The organism is Actinacidiphila sp. bgisy144, assembly GCF_057708105.1.
This window is the reverse complement of record NZ_JBYIRM010000059.1, coordinates 1-15,798: the sequence shown is the minus strand read 5'-3', so window position 1 is coordinate 15,798 and position 15,798 is coordinate 1. Positions and strand designations below refer to the sequence as shown.

12 protein-coding genes are annotated in these 15,798 nt (G+C 73.1%); 4 read left to right on the top strand and 8 right to left on the bottom strand.

The genetic code is table 11. From position 1 onward, the window contains the following. The 3 genes from AC3EVP_RS36165 to AC3EVP_RS36155 form a co-directional block, all read left to right on the top strand. Nucleotides 1–670 (top strand): phosphopantetheine-binding protein (locus AC3EVP_RS36165; protein WP_335981188.1); only part of this gene is annotated, 670 nt, incomplete at its 5' end. A gap of 64 nt (nucleotides 671–734) precedes the next feature. Further along, nucleotides 735–1,289 (top strand): methyltransferase family protein, encoded by a 555-nt coding sequence (locus AC3EVP_RS36160; RefSeq protein WP_335981186.1) that lies wholly within the window; start codon nucleotides 735–737, stop codon nucleotides 1,287–1,289. A 290-nt stretch (nucleotides 1,290–1,579) separates the two neighbouring features. Further along, nucleotides 1,580–3,073: an MFS transporter gene (locus AC3EVP_RS36155; RefSeq protein ID WP_435137833.1), complete on the top strand. Its 1,494-nt coding sequence runs from the start codon at nucleotides 1,580–1,582 to the stop codon at nucleotides 3,071–3,073. Between the two features lie 101 nt (nucleotides 3,074–3,174). Here the strand turns inward: AC3EVP_RS36155 and AC3EVP_RS36150 are convergent, their stop codons facing one another. The 3 genes from AC3EVP_RS36150 to AC3EVP_RS36140 form a co-directional block, all read right to left on the bottom strand. Beyond that, a complete protein-coding gene (locus tag AC3EVP_RS36150; protein WP_435137830.1) occupies nucleotides 3,175–3,831 on the bottom strand; it encodes a PAS domain S-box protein in 657 nt (218 codons plus the stop codon). Nucleotides 3,832–4,527: 696 nt separating this feature from the next. Further along, nucleotides 4,528–5,220: a helix-turn-helix transcriptional regulator gene (locus tag AC3EVP_RS36145; protein WP_335981183.1), complete on the bottom strand. Its 693-nt coding sequence runs from the start codon at nucleotides 5,218–5,220 to the stop codon at nucleotides 4,528–4,530. Between the two features lie 612 nt (nucleotides 5,221–5,832). Beyond that, nucleotides 5,833–6,387 carry a TetR/AcrR family transcriptional regulator gene (locus AC3EVP_RS36140; protein ID WP_335981182.1) on the bottom strand — a complete coding sequence of 185 codons (555 nt, stop codon included), beginning with the start codon at nucleotides 6,385–6,387 and terminating at the stop codon, nucleotides 5,833–5,835. 195 nt (nucleotides 6,388–6,582) lie between these two features. Here AC3EVP_RS36140 and AC3EVP_RS36135 point away from each other — a divergent pair, with 195 nt between their 5' ends. After that, on the top strand, nucleotides 6,583–7,533 hold the full coding sequence (locus tag AC3EVP_RS36135; RefSeq protein WP_435137826.1) for a zinc-binding dehydrogenase: 951 nt from the start codon (nucleotides 6,583–6,585) through the stop codon (nucleotides 7,531–7,533). Nucleotides 7,534–7,624: 91 nt separating this feature from the next. Here the strand turns inward: AC3EVP_RS36135 and AC3EVP_RS36130 are convergent, their stop codons facing one another. Genes AC3EVP_RS36130 through AC3EVP_RS36110 form a run of 5 tightly spaced genes read right to left on the bottom strand, consistent with a single transcriptional unit; the run spans nucleotide 7,625 to nucleotide 15,419 of the window. Further along, nucleotides 7,625–11,035 (bottom strand): SAV_2336 N-terminal domain-related protein, encoded by a 3,411-nt coding sequence (locus AC3EVP_RS36130; RefSeq protein ID WP_435137823.1) that lies wholly within the window; start codon nucleotides 11,033–11,035, stop codon nucleotides 7,625–7,627. A 7-nt stretch (nucleotides 11,036–11,042) separates the two neighbouring features. Beyond that, nucleotides 11,043–12,065 carry an AAA family ATPase gene (locus AC3EVP_RS36125; protein WP_435137820.1) on the bottom strand — a complete coding sequence of 341 codons (1,023 nt, stop codon included), beginning with the start codon at nucleotides 12,063–12,065 and terminating at the stop codon, nucleotides 11,043–11,045. A gap of 7 nt (nucleotides 12,066–12,072) precedes the next feature. Next, entirely contained in the window at nucleotides 12,073–14,268 is a 2,196-nt protein-coding gene (locus AC3EVP_RS36120) for a VMAP-C domain-containing protein (RefSeq protein ID WP_488179849.1), read from the bottom strand. 57 nt (nucleotides 14,269–14,325) lie between these two features. Continuing rightward, nucleotides 14,326–14,691, bottom strand: coding sequence for a CU044_2847 family protein (locus AC3EVP_RS36115; RefSeq protein ID WP_335981177.1), 366 nt, complete (start codon nucleotides 14,689–14,691; stop codon nucleotides 14,326–14,328). 35 nt (nucleotides 14,692–14,726) lie between these two features. Next, on the bottom strand, nucleotides 14,727–15,419 hold the full coding sequence (locus AC3EVP_RS36110) for a cytidylate kinase family protein (protein ID WP_435137814.1): 693 nt from the start codon (nucleotides 15,417–15,419) through the stop codon (nucleotides 14,727–14,729). Nucleotides 15,420–15,798 lie beyond the last annotated feature (379 nt).

The window sequence follows — 15,798 nt, the reverse complement described above, 5'->3', positions numbered from 1 at the left end:
ACTCGTCGCCACGGTCAACCGGCCCCGGGCCGGCCGGGACGCCCTGCGGATCGCCGCGGCGGCGGCCGGTCTGCCCGGCGACCCGGCCGGCTACCGCTTCCCGCACCCGCGCGCCTCGGTGACCCACACCGAACGCGCGGGCGTGGCGGCGGTGCTCCTCGGCGGCGCCGCCGACGGTGTCGGCGTCGACCTCGAGCACGACCGGCCGGTGCGCCCGGCGGCGGCCCGGTTCTACCTGCGCGACGACGAGCCCCACGACGACCTCCTGCGGCTGTGGACGGTCAAGGAGGCGCTGTTCAAGGCCGACCCGGCCAACGCGACGCGGTTGCTCCGCGACTACCGGGCGAACGACCCGGCGTACCAGCACGTTTCAGCCCGACACCTCGGCGGCTGGCTCACAGTCGCCGCCCGTCTTGCGAGGGAGCCCATGCCCGCCAACACGATCAGCTTCGAGACCGTGGCCGAACGGGTCGCCGGGGTACTGCGCGTACCCGCGAGCGACCTCACGCCGGACACCCTGATGAAGGACCTGGCCGCCGACAGCTTCATGTTGGTCGAGATGATCGTCGACCTGCAGGAGGAGTTCGACGCCGTGTTCACCCAGGCCCGCCTCCGCGAGATCGACAGCCTCGGCGAACTCGTCACGCTGCTCCAGGAATCGGCCGCGTGAGACCCCGTCCCCTTCTGCCGGCCACCGTGGCCGGTGCCCGTCCGACTTCGGAGGCTGATAGCAAGTGAACGTCCCTGTCATGGTGCTGGTGCTCGCCGACTTCGTGGTGATCGGCGTGCTGCCCCGGGTGTTCTTCAAGGGCGGCAGCTTCAACCTCGGCTGGTGGCTGACCGGAGCGCCCTTCTTCGTCGTCCCCCCGTTCCTGATCGCCGCGCGGCTGGCGCATTGGCACTCGTGGATCAGCATGGGCAAGGCGGTGACGACGCTCACCGCGATCGGCGCCGTGCTCGCCGGCGGCTCGATCGCGCTGATGTTCTTCACCCTCGGCACGCACCGGGTGCCGCTGGCCCTGTGGCACCAGGAGGACGACGCGCCGGTGTCGATCGTGACGTACGGCGCGTACTCGAAGATCCGGCACCCCTTCTACTCGTCGTTCCTGCTCGGGTTCCTCGGTGCCTTCGCGATGTTCCCGCACCTGGGGACGCTGCTGCCGCTGCTCTACGCGATAGTCCGGCTGACCACGACCGCGATGCGGGAGGAGAAGCGGCTGTCCGCCTCGGAGTTCGGCGGCGAGTACCGCGAGTACATCTCCCGCACCGGCCGCTTCCTGCCCATCTGACCGACCCTCAGCAGTGTGCGCGAGAAGAACCCCACGGGCATCGACACGCCCGTGGGGTTCTTCGCTCTCCCCCGCCCGTACCCCTCCGGAGACCTCTCCGGCCGCCCTCTGGAACCGCCTGTGGACCCCCCTCTGGAATCCCCCTGGTGTTCTCCGCCCACCCAGCGTGACCGACCGGTCGGTCACATGGTAGACTCGGTGGGCCAGGCGACCAGGAACACCCCCCGACGTACCCGCAATCGACGCACGGGCCGCGCAGGAGCGACCCGACGCGGAAGGGAACAGGCCCTGTGACATCCAGCATGGAGTCGGCCAGCGACCAGGCACAAGACCAGGACGCGCGCCGAGAAGCCCCGGACCCGCTGCGGTGGTGGTCCCTCCTCGCGGTCAGCCTGGCCACGTTCATGACCTATCTGGACCTGAACATCATCAACGTGGCGATCCCCACCATCCAGCGCAGCCTGCACCTTTCGGAGGCCGGGCTGGAGTGGATCGTCAGCAGCTACCTGCTCACCCTGGCCGGCCTGCTGCTGGCCGGCGGCCGTCTCGCCGACGCCTACGGCCGCCGCCGGCTGTACATGATCGGCCTGACCATCTTCACCCTCTCCTCGCTGTCGGCGGGCCTCGCCGGCAACGGCGGGATGCTGATCAGCAGCCGGGCCGTCCAGGGCATCGGCGCGGCCCTGCTCACGCCCGCCACGCTGGCGATCATCACCAACACCTTCACCGACGTGAAGGAGCGCACCAGCGCGATCGGCCTGTGGACGGTGAGCGCGGCCTTCGGCCTGGCCCTCGGGCCGGTGACCGGCGGCCTGATCACCGAGAACATCCGCTGGGGCTGGATCTTCCTGATCAACGTGCCGGTCGGCGTGGTGACCCTCGCGCTGAGCGTCCGCACGGTCCGCGAGTCCCGGTCGGCCGCCGCCGGCCACGTCCTGGACGTCGGCGGCCTGGTCACCTCCGCGGTCGCGCTGTTCGCGGTCACCTACGCACTGATCGAGGGCAACGACGCCGGCTGGGGCGCGCCGGAGATCGTGGCGGCGTTCGTCGTCGCCGGGATCTTCGCGGTGGCCTTCTTCGTCTTCGAGACCCGCTCGGTCGCCCCCATGGTCAACCTGCGGCTGTTCCGCATCCGCCAGTTCACCGGCGGCATCACCACCCAGATGATCTGGGCCTTCGGCGCCCTCGCCATCTACTTCTTCACCTCGATGTACCTGCAGGACGTCCTCGGCTTCTCCCCGCTGAAGTCGGGCCTGCTCTTCGTGCCGATGGCGTTCGCGCTCGCCGCGTTCGCCGGGTTCTCCACGCTGATGGAGAGCTGGATCGGCGGGCACCGCACGGTCTCGCTCGGCATGGTGATGATGACGGTCGGCCTCATCATGCTCAACATGCACGACGAGCACTCGACGTTCGCCTCGCTGCTGCCCTGCCTGATCGTGCTCGGCGGCGGCATGGGCATCATGAACGTGCCGATGACCAACGCCGTCATGCAGAACACCCCGGAGGCCCAGGCCGGGGTCGCCTCGGCGCTGCTCAACGACGCCCGCGAGGTGGCCGGCCTGCTCGGCATCACCATCATCGGCGCGGTGCTGCGCTCCCAGCAGACCGCCAAGCTGCACTCCGGGGCGAACCCGTCGCAGGCGTTCCTGCACGGCTACCACGCCGGTCTGTGGGTGGCGACGGCCCTGGTCGTGATCGGCATCGTCTTCACCTACACGACGCTGCGCCCCAACAAGGAAACGAGCAGCCTGAACGACCCGGTTCCGGCCCAGCAGTTGACGTGAGAAGAACGGCGGGCGGCACCGGGCGGAAATCCGGTGCCGCCCGCCGGGAACCGGGCCGGTGACTTCTGCGGAAACGGACGCGCACGCCTGACAGGAGGTACTCAGTACGGATAGACGCGTGGTGGCCACCCTGGGCGGATCAGACCTATGGAGTACGCCTTGGAAACGACCGCGGGACGGTTCTTGACCTTGAGCTTACGCATCAGGGTGTCGACGTGATAGCCGATGCCGCCACGGCTCAGATAGAGCATGGAGGCCAGGTTCACCGTCGACATACCGAGCGCCACACCTTCGAGAATGCGCGCTTCGATATCGGTCAGCACCAGACGGTGCGGTGCGGGTGCCGGGCCCGGGCGGCTGCCGTTGTCCGGGCAGACCAGGGCCATCAGGCCGTCGGTGTCGCCTTCGCTCTCGCCACGCACGGTGAAGCCGGTCAACTCGCCGCTGAACACGGTGGAGTCCTTCTGCCGGAACGCCACGGTGGGCTCGGTGAAACGGCTCCCGCGGTCGGCGACAAGCCGGGAGAACTGTCGGCCGACCTGGGCCCGGGCGTCGGAGTGCAGCAGGTCGGCAAAGCGGCGCCCGCCCAACTCCGCGGGTCGGCAGCCGAACTGGCCGGAGAACTCGGCGTTCACCTCGACCAGCCGGAACGCGCTGTCTAACTTGGCCATGCACATGCCGGACCGCTCGAAGAGCGACCGGAGGATCTCCTGCTGACTCCCCCTGCTGCTGAGGTTAAAGACCAGTGCCTCTGTCATTGTTTCCTTCTCCCCTGCTCGCTCAGTGAACGAAGGTGGTGCGAAGACCGTCGTGACGTGACGCTGTCTCATGACCCACCGCGACCCCGCGGTGCGGCGGTGGAGCGAGGCCATCTCCGGCCGGGGGTTCCCGTCGTCCCCCAGCCATGACATCGCGCTTGCCCGACATGTCTCCCTATGAAGGACTACCGACACATCGGTCTTGGTTCTCCCGGAGGCGCAAGTCGTGCCGGGAGTCAGCCCGGGCGGGGCGGCGGGGGCCGTCCGCCGCGGCGACCCGGCTCGCGGCGCGCTCGTGCCCCGGCTCTTTCCGTGGGCACGGCAGCCGAGCGTTCTATGCGTTTCATACGATCCGCCGTACCGGTGTCGGCGACCGGTCGGCGTACGCGATCATCCCAGCCGGCCGAGTCGCCGGTCCCGTACATCGCCATGGATCAGACGCATTCCTTCTGGATGATCGTCCTGCGGCAATGCCCCGGTGGAGCCGCGGACACCCCGGCGAGGTGGGCAGGGCCCATTGCGGCCGACCGCCAGTCGCGCTGCACTCGCCCTCCCCCGGCGCTTTCACCGTGCCCGCTGCACTTACCTGCCGCTCTCCGGCCGCGGCGCCCCACGTGCCACAGGCAGGCGGCCGACCGGCCGCCACTCCTTCGTGGAGCGCGCGTTGACAGCTTTCCAGCCCGACCCGGTCAGGCGCTACTCGACAAATCCCTCGACCACCAGCGGCGGCCAACTCCCCATCCGGAACAGTCCGGCCGAATAGGCTCGGGAGACCAGCTCGGATCGATTGGCCGCTTCGAGGTTTTTCATCAGCGCACTGACGTGATATTCGACTCCACCTCGGCTCAGGAAAAGCTTTGAAGCGAGCTGAACCGTGGACATCCCGGCCGCCACGCCTTCAAGGACCAGCGCTTCCATCCTGGTCAGCGGCTTTCGCTCGGCGGCCGGCGCGGGCGCGGAGGGCACGCCCTCGCCCTCGGGGCCGGGCTCCAACTCCAGCAGGACGACGAGCGAGTCGATGTGCCCCGCGTCGTCCGTCACCGCGATCCCGGTCAGCTCGGTGCTGGTCCGCCCGGCGCTGGTCAGGGCGGCGACCCGGTCGCTGAACCGGCTCCGCTCGCCGCGCGCCAGCGACAGCAGCCGCCGGGTCAGCGCGTCCCTGGCCCGCACATGCACCAGGTCGACGAGGGGGACACCGGGGAGATCCTGGACCGAAAGTCCGAAAACATCGGCGAAACCGACATTGCTCCCGATCAGGCGGAGATCAAGATCCACATGCGCAATGCGCGCGGACGAGTTGTCGAACAGCGACCAGAGTCTGTACACGTCGTCAGCCCGCTCAGGTGAGCAGGTTTTCGTCTCAGTGATCGCATCTTGTCCCGCCGACACGATTTAGCCTCCCCGCATGCTCAGCCAAGACTCCGGCCGTTTATTGGTCCAGACTCCCATACCGAAATCCCAAAAACCAGCCTCACCGGCAACCGGTTTACGGCCACCTGCGCAAGTCTAGGGTTTTTCCGGCTTGTCCCACCGGCGGACGCCGGGCGTCCGCCGATGTAACCGGGGCGTTAAGAAATGAGCCGGCGCCCTCCGGCACCAGCGCAGGTCAGGTGACATGCTTGCCGCGCAGCGGGGCCCGCAAACAAGCCGCGGGAAAACTACCGTCCGTAGCATTCGCCACGCGCGCATACATCCACGGCCACCCCGGGTTCTTCGGATTTTGTCCATTTTCGGCAGGTTCAACGGGAAAATCGCCGAGCACCCATGACTTCTTTTGGTTGACTATTTACTTTCCAACGTTCTACCGTAGCCATTCCGGAAGTTCGCTTTCCGTTTCCCCGTTTGCGGGAGTGTTCGGCAAAGAGCGCTGTGCGTGCGGGCGAGGGAGAGCATGGCGCAGCGAAGGGGGAAGCCGCAATGCCCGTCGGTACCCCACGGACCGGCCGGTCGGCCCCGCCGCGGGGCACAGGACCGGTGCGGCGCTCAGGCCCCGCGCGGCGCTTAGATGCCGAGGAACCGCCGGAGCACCCGGCGCGAGGCGGGCAGCGGACGCCCGGCGTCGAACTCCAGCACCGAGATCTCCCGGGTCATCGCGGCGATCAACTGTGCGGCCGCCTCGGCGTCCTCCCAGCCCATCACCTCCAGGTCGACCACTCCCGCCGCCGCCAGCCGCTCCCGGCGGGCCGCCATGGAGCCCTGCACCGTCGGGTCGGAACGGGCCTCCAGGGCCAGCGCCTTGACGCCGCGGTTCGCCAGCGACACGTCGAGATACGCCTCGGTGCTGCGGAAGATCCGCTCGGCACCGGGCGCCAGGCCGGCGATCGCCTCGTCCACGGCCTCCTGCACCCGGGCGTGGAAGCGCTTGTGCATGGCGTCGACGAACGTCGCCCGGTCCTTGAAGTGGACATAGAAGGTGCCTTTGGCCACCCCCGCCCGCGCGACCACCATGTTCACGCTCAGACCGCCCAGGCCGTGCTGCTCCGCCAGCGCCACGCCGGCGTCGAGCAACGCCTCACGTGTCTGCAACGCTCCGGGCATCTGCACTCCTGCTGCCATAACTTCGGAGTATATGCCCGCCCGCCGGTCAGCGGCCTGAGGCGACTTTCCGGAGCGGTGACCGACCAGTCGGTCACGTGCTACGCTCCGGCCCATGCCCACGGTTCCGAGACCCACTCAACCGCACGCATACGGCAACGGCAGCCGACCCAGTGACGTCCCCGGCGGTGCCACCGCCGAGAAGGAGCAGCAGCGATGAAAGCGGCAGTGATCGAAGAAGTCGGCGCCGCACCGCATGCGACCGACCTCGCCGACCCGACCCCGGCCACCGAGAAGCAGGTGGTCGTCAAGGTCGAGGCGACCGCACTGAACTCGATCGACCTGCACGTGGCGGACGGCCACCACCGCGCCGGTCCGCCGAAGGTCCCGTACGTGCCCGGCTTCGAGGTCGTCGGCACCATAACCACCGGGCCCGACCAGGGTCTTCGCGTGCACGCCACGGTGCCGGCCGGCCTGGTGCCGGGGGTCAACGGCGGGCTGGCCGAGCTGCTCCTCACCGACCGCGGGGCCTGCATCCCTGTCCCGGACGGGCTGGACAGCGTGGTCGCCGCGGCGATCGGCGCCGTCGGCGCGGGCGCCGACCTGTCGCTGCGCAAGGCCGGGCTCCAGGAGGGCGAGAGCGTCCTCGTGCTCGGCGCGACCGGCCCGCTCGGCACCGCCGCCGTCCAGCTGGCCAAGCTCGCCGGTGCCAAGCGCGTCATCGCGGCCGGCCGCAACCCCGAGCGCCTCGCGCAGGTCGCCGACGCGGACGGCACCGTGGTCCTCGGCGACCAGCCGCTGGCCGAGCAGCTGGCCGAGCTCGGCGGCCCGGTCGACCTGGTCGTCGACCCGCTGTGGGGCCCCTGGGCGGTGCCCGCGCTGGGCTGCCTGGTGCCGGGCGGCCGCTACCTCAACATCGGTGCGGCGGCGGGCGACGAGAGCGCGTTCCGGGTCGAGATGCTCCGCGGCGCGCAGCTGTCCCTGATCGGTTTCAGCGGCACCACCGCGAAGCCGGCGGACGCCTTCGCCGCGTACAACCGCGTCGCTGCCCTCGCCGCGGCCGGCTCCTTCGTCCTGCCCACCGCCACCTACGCGTTGGACGACGTGACCAAGGCGTGGGAGGCCCAGGCGTCCTCCCCGGGCAAGAAGATCGTCGTCACCCCCTGACGGTCCGGCCGCCCTGACTGCCTGACCGTCCGAACACCCGGGTCCGGGTCGCAGCGCTCTCCCGCCGCGGCCCGGACCCGGGTGTGTGCCGCTACGGCGGCGGGAGCGCGCCGCCGTCGGGTTCCGGCGGTACGAAGCCCTCGGCGACCATCGCGGCGAGGTCGTAGTACGCCTCGCGGGTCGCCGGCCGCAGCATGTCCAGGTCGATCTCGCCGTCCTCCGCCAAGTGCCGGTCGAGCGGCACCACTTGGACGCCGCGGCAGCGGGTCCGGAAGTGCGCCACGAGGTCGTCCACCTTGATCGTCCGGCCGGTCTCGCGCACCCCGGAGATGACGGTCAGGCCGCGGGAGACCAGCTCGGCATAGCCGTGCGCGGACAGCCAGTCGAGGGTGGTGCTCGCGCTGGAGGCGCCGTCCACGGACGGCGTGGTGACGACGATCAGCTGGTCGGCCAGGTCCAGCACGCCGCGCATCGCGCTGTAGAGCAGACCGGCGCCGGCGTCGGTGAGGATCAGCGGGTAGTGGCGGCCCAGTACGTCGACGACCCGCCGGTAGTCCTCGTCGGTCAACGCGGTCCTGGCCTCGGGGTCCACGTCATTGGCGAGGACCTCCAGGCCCGAGGGCGCCAGCGAGGTGAACCGGCGGATGTCCCGGTACCCGCGCACCCGCGGCAGCGCGTCCACCAGATCGCGGACGGTCGCACCCGTCTCCCGCCGCACCCGGCGCCCGAGGGTGCCGCCGTCCGGGTTCGCGTCGATCGCCAGGACCTTGTCCTGCCGCTCGCCGGCGAGCGTCGCGCCGAGGACGGCCGTGGTGGTCGTCATGCCGACGCCGCCCTTGAGGCTGAGCACCGCGATCCGGTGGCAGGACAGCACCGGGGTGCGGATCAGCTCCGACTTCCACCGCCGTTGGGCCTCCTCCTTCTTACCGCCGATCTTGAACCGCAACGGCTGAGCGTTGGCACCCGACCTCTTCGGCTTCGGCTGGTTGCGCAGCAGCCGCTCCGGGCCCGTCTCGACGGCCGCGTTGTAGCCGAGCGGCGCGGAGATCGTGCGCGGTGGCCCGCTCAGCGCGGCCCGCATGCTGTCCAGCCGGGCCACCACCTCGGCGGCGCCCGCGGGGCGATCCTGCGGGGCGATGGCCATCAACTCACCTACCAGCGCCGCTAGTTCGGTCGGGACTTCCGGGTGGCGCTGTTCGATCGGCTCCAGCGGCCGGTGCACCGGACGGCCGGTGAGCAGCAGCGCGACGTCCGCGTCGGACGGACGCTCCCCGGCGAGCAGCGCGTAGAGCACGCAGCCCAGGGCGTACAGGTCGGACCGCTCGGTGGCCGGGCGGCCCAGCGCCTGCTCGGGCGAGGTGAACACCAGCGGCCCGACGGTCGCCGCGCCGACCACGTACCTGGGCGCCGAGCCGAAGTCGCAGATCTTGACGGTGCCGTCCGGCAGCAGCATCAGGTTGCCGGGCGCGAGGTTCCGGTGGACCAGGCCGCGCGCGTGGGCGTGCCGCAGCCCGTCGCCGATCTGGGCGCCGTACGCGAGCACGTCCGCGAGCGAGACCCTGCGGTCCCGCAGGACTTGCCGGAAGTCGGTGCCGCGGAGCATTTCCGAGACGAGGAACGGCCGGCCGTCGTGCTCGCCCAGGTCGCGCAGGCGCGCGATGTTGGGGTGCCGCAAGGACACGGCCTTCAGCGCCTCCTCGCGGAACCGGCGCTTGTGTTCGGCACCGCGGCCGCCCGCCCACGCGTCGTACCCCGCCAGCACCTTCACGGCAACGGCGCCGCCCAGAATCCGGTCGGTGGCCGCGTACACGTGCCCGATGGCGCCTTGGCCGAGCAACGCCTCCAGGCGGTAGCGGCCGCCCAGGACCGTACCGACGCCGATGCCGGCCCCTCCCGTTGCCCGGCGCGCCGCCACCCCCGTATCCGCTCCCGCTTCCGTCGCCGCTTCCGCGGCCGTCGCACCCTCCAGCCCGCCCACCCCCGCCGCCCGCAGCACACCCGGGCCGAGGTCCGCGAACGGGCGGGCAGCGGAGGACAGTTGGCCGGCGCCTCCCGGGTGCGGCAGCCACGCGGCGAACCGCCCCGCCGCCGACGGCAGTTCGGCCAGCAGCGCGGCCACCGCACGGCGGGTGCCGGCCAGTTCGGCCGCGGGCACGGTGTCGACGAGGATCTGCCGGGCGGCGGCGGAGAAGCGGAAGCTCTGCTCGTGCGCGGGCCGCCCGTCCGCGACCGGGTGCATGAGGCCGCCGAGGAACACCTCGGCCAGATGGGCGGTCTCACAGGGCCACGGCACCGCCCGCTGGATCAGCCGCATGACCGGCACGGACACGGTGTCCACGGCGGCGAGGTGCGCGGCCAGCCGGTACGCCTCGGCGGACGCCGCGTCGCGGAAGCGGAGGACGGCCTCGGCCGGGTCGGGGCCGCGGGTGGGCGCCGGGTTGCGGCGGGGCCGGACGTACTGCGGTGCCATCAGCGGGAGGACGGCGCTGCTGCCCGCGGAGCCGACCAGCCGCGCCCAGGCGGCGACCGACTCCGGGGTGGGCTGGAGCACCGGTACGGGCATGCCGTCGAAGTCGACTGCGCCGGGCGGCAGGAGCGGGTCGTCGACCTGCCAGGTGCTGTTGGCCGCCGCGGCCTGACGGGACGTCACCCGCCACGGTTCGGCGTGGATGCCGGAGCCCTGCCACAGCCGGGGCGGGAGCACCTGCATCACGGCCGTGGGGCCGGTGGCCGCCCAGCGGTCGAGCGCGCCGGGCATCCGGCCGTCGCGCCACGCCTCGCCGACCCCGTCGCTGACGACGAGGACGAGACTGCGGCCCGAGGGGTCGGCGGCGACCGCGGGCGGGAGCTTGGCGGCGGCGGCGAAGGGACGGGCGGAGAGGTACGGGGCGTCGGGCCCGCGGCTGCCCAGGCCGTGCACGCGTACGGTGCGGAAGGCCCCCAACCGCTCCATCAGCGTGCGCAGTTCGGTGCCGAGCCGCCGCCACAGGAGCATCGACAGGCCGTCGTCCAGGACCAGGACGAGGTCCAGTCCGCGTTCCCGCGCGGGTCGCAGCACCACGTCGGGCAGCCCGGTCTCCGCGTAGGCGACGGCCGTCGCCGGTTCGTCCAGTTCGGTGCGGTGCGCGGCCGGGCGGTCGACCCGCAGCGCGCGCAGGGCCCGGCCCAGCGGCAGGGCGGCGCCGCCGAGCGCGCCGTGTTCGGGCAGCTTGACCGGCAGGGCGGGTGCCGCGGCGGCGGCCGCCGGCTCGTCCCACCCGCGCCCGGCGGCGTGCGCCGGTACCGTCCCCGGTTCCGGCGGCGGCGCCGGGGCGTCGTCCGGTGCGGCGGCCGCTGCCGCCGGCTCCTCCTCGCCCGCCGCTTCCGGCAGCGGGCCCGCGGCCTCGGCCAGCGGTGCGCCCGCGCCGCGCGGCATCCGCTCGGCCAGCCAGAGGACGTCCAGGAACTCCTGCGGGTCCAGGGGGATTCCGCAGGCGTCGAGGAGGTTCAGCAGCTGGTCCACCGGGCGGTCACACCGTCCGGCCCAGGCTGTGCAGCACCGCGTCCAGGAGTCCTTCGGCGTCGGTGTCCACGCCGCCGACCCGCAGGAAGACCGCGTTCAGCAGTTGGTCGGTGGCGAGTTCGCCCGGCGCGCGGCGGTTCTCGAAGACGTCGAGCAGGTCCTCGGCGCGGGCCAGCCCCTCCGGGCCGAGGTGCGCGGCGACGATGTCCCGGAGCCGGTCGCGGTCCGGCTCGGGCAGGTCCAGCCGGACGCAGCGGCGCAGGAAGGCGGGCGGGAAGTCCCGTTCGCCGTTGCTGGTGATGACCACCACCGGGAACTCCCGGCAGTGCACCACACCGCGCTCCACGGCCACCCGCTCCCCCGGGTCCTCGGTCAGCACCTCCACCACGGGCTGCTCCTCGGGCAGCCGGGCGAGTTCGGGGATCTCGAACCGGCCGTCCTCGAAGGCGGCGAGCAGGTCGTTCGGGAGGTCGACGTCGCCCTTGTCGAGTTCGTCGACGAGCAGGACGCGCGGGCGGCCGCGCTGGGCGAGCGCGGTGCCGAGCGGCCCCAGCCGCACGTACGTGCCGATGCCGGGCTCCGGCTCGCCCCGGTCGCGGTGCAGGGTGGTCTCCCGCAGCCGGCCGATCGCGTCGTACCGGTAGAGCGCGTCGTGGAGCGTGGAGCGGCTGTTGACCGGCCAGTGCAGCACCCGGCCGAGTCCCAGTTCGTGGGCGACGGCGTGCGCCAGCGAGGACTTGCCGGTGCCGGGGTGGCCGGTGACCAGCAGCGGGCGGCGCAGGTGGAGTGCCGCGTTGACGATGTGCGTCTCGCGGGCGCCGATCAGGTAGGGGCGGGCGGGCGCTTCCCGGTCGCCGCCGGTGGGGCGGCGCCAGGGCGGGGCCGGCGGCAGGTCGGGTTCGCGGGCCCGGCCGTCGCCCTTGAACAGGTGCCAGGCGTAGGCGGGTTCGCGGGCACCGCCCGGTTCGCGGGCACCGCCCGTCTCCAGGTCGCCGCCGGTCTCCAGGTCGCTGCGGTCGTCGGTCGTCATCGGGTCCTCACACCTCGCTGCTCTCGGGGTCGGCGAGCCACAGTCCGTCGGGCGGCGGCCGGTCCGGGTCGTCCCAGACCAGTGCGGGCCGGGCCGGGTACTTCGCCGGTTCGGCGTAGGCGTCGACCCGGAACCGCCGCACCCGTTCGTGCAGCCCGTCCAGCGGTCCGGCGGGCCCGACCGGGTCGAGCCGCGGCGCGTGGTCGTACGTCTCCGCGGCGCGGTCCCACAGCACCACCGGTACGCCGAGCAGCAGGCACGCCCGCAGGACCTTGTCGCGGTGGCCGCTCGGGCCGTGGATCACCACCCGACCGCAGCCGCGGTCCTTCTTCAGCCGGACGATCGCCGCCTTCGGGTCGGTGGCGCGGCCGTCGACGACGAGCGGTTCGGCGAGCGCGCGGGCGGCCCAACGGCGGGCGACGGCTGAGGCGTTGCGGTGCGGGGTGCGGCAGCGGAGCACCACGTGGAACTCCTCGCCGAGCGGCGCGGACAGGCCGTCGTCGGCGCCCGTGCCCCCGTCGTCCGGGTCCGCGACCGGCTGTGCGTACGCGTCCGCGGGACCGTCGTCGTACCCGCCGTCGTACGGTTCCGTGTCGTCCCACTCGTCCACCGGCAGTTGGAGGTGGTCGTTGTCCACCCACACCTCGACCAGGGCCGGGTCGCCGTCGGCGCCGTCGGCGGCCTCGCGGATGAGGCGGGCGATCGCGGCGGGCGGCAGCGGGCGGTCCGGGCCGGTCGCCACCCGTGCCGGGGTGCCGTCGGGGCGGCTGCGCCACAGCACGCAGCGGAAATGGCGGGGCGGGTCGCCCTCCCGCCGGTCCAGTTCCACCACGACGATCCGCTGGTGCCCCTCGCGCTGCCGGTCCGCCCACTCCGCGGCGTCCTGCCGCCGTTCGGCCAGCGCCGCGTGCGGCACGCCCAGCCGCCGGGCGACCCGGTCGCTCCAGGCGTGCAGCTGCGCGGTCCCGCCGGCACCGCACGCGGCGCCGAGCGCGGCGGCGTACTCCGCCACGCGCAGCAGCGCCGGGACCCGGCGGGCGCCGTGCGGGACGCGGGCGCTGTCCCCGCCGAACGCCTCCAGGGACCGCACGGCCGCCTCCAGGCCGCCGGCCGGCAGCCGGTGCGGCCGCAGGACCGGGGGCAGGGGCGTGTAGGGCAGGGCGCCCTGCGCGGCGCGGGGCAGCAGCGTGCCGTCGGCAGCGCACAAGTCGCCGAGGCGGGCCAGCAGTTCACGGTGCTCGGCGGTGGACAGCAGTGCCGCGGCCCCTTCGCTGTGGGCGAGGTGCACCAAGGCGCCCAGGGCGGCCCGTTCGGCGTCGGTGCCGAGCGCGGGGGCGTGCAGCTCGGCGAAGTCGGCGGTGGTGCGGGGGCGGTTGAGCAGGAAGTCGGCGAACTCCCGGTAGGTGGGCGCCGATCCGTCCCGCGGGCGGGCCAGTCCATGGCGTTCGGCGAGCTGGCCGGCGCGGTCGGCGCGGATGGCGGGGTCGCCGAGCAGGACGGCCAGTTGCTGCTCTATGTGCGCCAACAGGTGGGTGTAAGGCGCCGGTTCGGCCGGTTCGGCCGGCGTCGTCAGGTCCGCGCTCACCCCGGCCGCCGCGAGTTCGGCGCGTACGGCCTGCCACGGCGCCACGATCGCCCGGCGGATCACCTCCCCCGGTGAGAACGGCCCCCCAGCCGCCGGGACATGCGCCACCACCAGACCGACCGCGGTGCCGTCGGGCAGGCACAGCGGGCCGCCGCTGTAGCCGGGGCCGATGGCCGCGCCGGCCAGGGCCCCGTCCACATACCCCAGCGGGCCGTCGCAGGACCCGACCACCACGTCCGCGTAGCTGTACTCCTGGCCCGTGCCGTACCAGGCCGCCGCCCGCTGCCCCACGGCCATGTCCCGCCACACCACCGGCCGGGCCGCGCCGGGCGGCTCACCGCACAGCTCCAGCACCGCCAGGTCCGCGAGCCACCCGAAGGCGCCATCCGGCACGGCCCTCCTCGGCATCCAGTGCCGCACCCGCGCCTGCCGCCGCACCTCGTCGCGCAGCCCCGAGAACGCCACCTCCACCAGCGCGTCCGCCGGGTCCGCCACCGACTCCATCGGCACGCCCAGCGCTTCGTTCACCACGTGCGCACACGTCAGCAGCCACCGGCCCGACAACTGCACCGCGGCCCCCGCGGTCCGCCCGCCGCCCGACGCGAAGACCGTGATCACGGCTTTCCGCCCCGGACCGTTCGGCCCCTGCGCGGCCCCCTCGAACCACCCCATCGGCTACACCGGGTCCGCGCCCGCGGCGCCGCGCCGCCAGGTGGCGCTCACCTTCATGCTCGCCTGGCCGTTCGCCCCGACGATGCCCAGCTTCAGGTCCTGCCCGAACTGCAACCCCAACTCCACGGTCACCTCCTGCGGCGGGTCGGCCAGAGCGCCGACACTGTCGTGCACCTCCTGGAGCACCAGGCCCAACGGCCGCAGCACCGTACGCAGCACCCCCGCCGCCACGCCGCGCCCCACCGGCACCGGCGCCCTGAATCCCTCCGGCAGGTCCTCGCCCTCCCCCACGGTCACCACCCCCGCCGGCGCGAGCTCCACCCGCACCAACGAGCCGTCCGAAAGCCGCAGTTCCCCGAATTCCGCCACCCCCTCATTCTGCCGCCGCACCCCTCCCCGCGCTGTCACATTCCGCAGGCCGACGAGCGCGGCCGCACTTCCCAGGCCGGGTGCCGGAGCCGGCCGTTGTGGACGACGACGTCGGCGCTCTCCTCCGGGTGGGCCGTGGCGAAGTACAGCTCCTGCGCGGGGATGTAGCGGTCGCGCCACGACCGTTCCACCGCGGCGCCGTCCCCCGACGCCGCGCTTCGCCGCCGCGCGCGTTCGACCGTCTGCTCGAACGGCACCGCCACGAAGATCCTCAGCTCCCACCGGTCGACCAGCTCCGGGCGCATGAGGAAGACCCCGTCGAAGAGCAGCACCGCGTCCGCGGCGGCGACCGCGGGCGGCGGGGACACCCGGGCGTCGGCCGCGTGGTCGTAGGCCGCGGTCCGGAACCGGCGGTCCCCGCCCGGGCCCAGCGGATCGAGCAGGACCCGGCGCAGCGCGGCCCGGTCGTGCGCGTCGAAGTAACAGCCCTCCGCCGAGTACCGGCCTCGCCGGTAGCGCTGCGCCCGGGGGACAAGGAAGTCGTCCACCGTCGCCCGGATCACCTCGCGCCCCTGCGCCCGCAGCGCCCCGGCCAGTTCGTCCGCCAACGTCGTCTTGCCGGCCCCCGGCGCCCCGTCCACCGCCACCCGCACCGGATGCGCGCCCTGGCGGTCCCCCACCACCCCGACCAGCCGCCCGATCAGCTCTTCGCGCGTCCCCTCCTCCATCCCCGCCTCCCCCCGCGTCCTCGCCCGATATCCGGTACCAGCCTGCGGCAGGAAACGGGGGTGACGCCAGGGGACGGGCCCGGCCGCCCCGCCTCGGGGGTGCGGTGGTGGGCGCCCTTGCGGCGCCGGTGGGGACGGCGGCGCAAGGGGTGGGGGTGGGGCGGTCGCTCGGGTCAGGCCGCGGGCCGCGCGGCTGCCGCCTCGGCGGCGCGGGCGAGGCGCTCCACCCAGTCCTGGTGTTGACTTCCGCTCCCCGGGCTAGAGCCCGGGGATTCCTACCACGGTCGACTGACCGTCTCGGTGGGTTCCTGCTTCACCGCGCTGGGCCGGTACGCGTACCGGTCTTACCTGCGCTCCACAGGCTGACACCGCCAGTCCA

Coding starts and splice junctions, on each gene's coding strand:
- AC3EVP_RS36150 (WP_435137830.1), bottom strand. CDS start 3,831: ATGACAGAGGCACTGGTCTTTAACCTCAGCAGCAGGGGGAGTCAGCAG.
- AC3EVP_RS36140 (WP_335981182.1), bottom strand. CDS start 6,387: ATGGCAGCAGGAGTGCAGATGCCCGGAGCGTTGCAGACACGTGAGGCG.
- AC3EVP_RS36135 (WP_435137826.1), top strand. CDS start 6,583: ATGAAAGCGGCAGTGATCGAAGAAGTCGGCGCCGCACCGCATGCGACC.
- AC3EVP_RS36125 (WP_435137820.1), bottom strand. CDS start 12,065: ATGACGACCGACGACCGCAGCGACCTGGAGACCGGCGGCGACCTGGAG.
- AC3EVP_RS36110 (WP_435137814.1), bottom strand. CDS start 15,419: ATGGAGGAGGGGACGCGCGAAGAGCTGATCGGGCGGCTGGTCGGGGTG.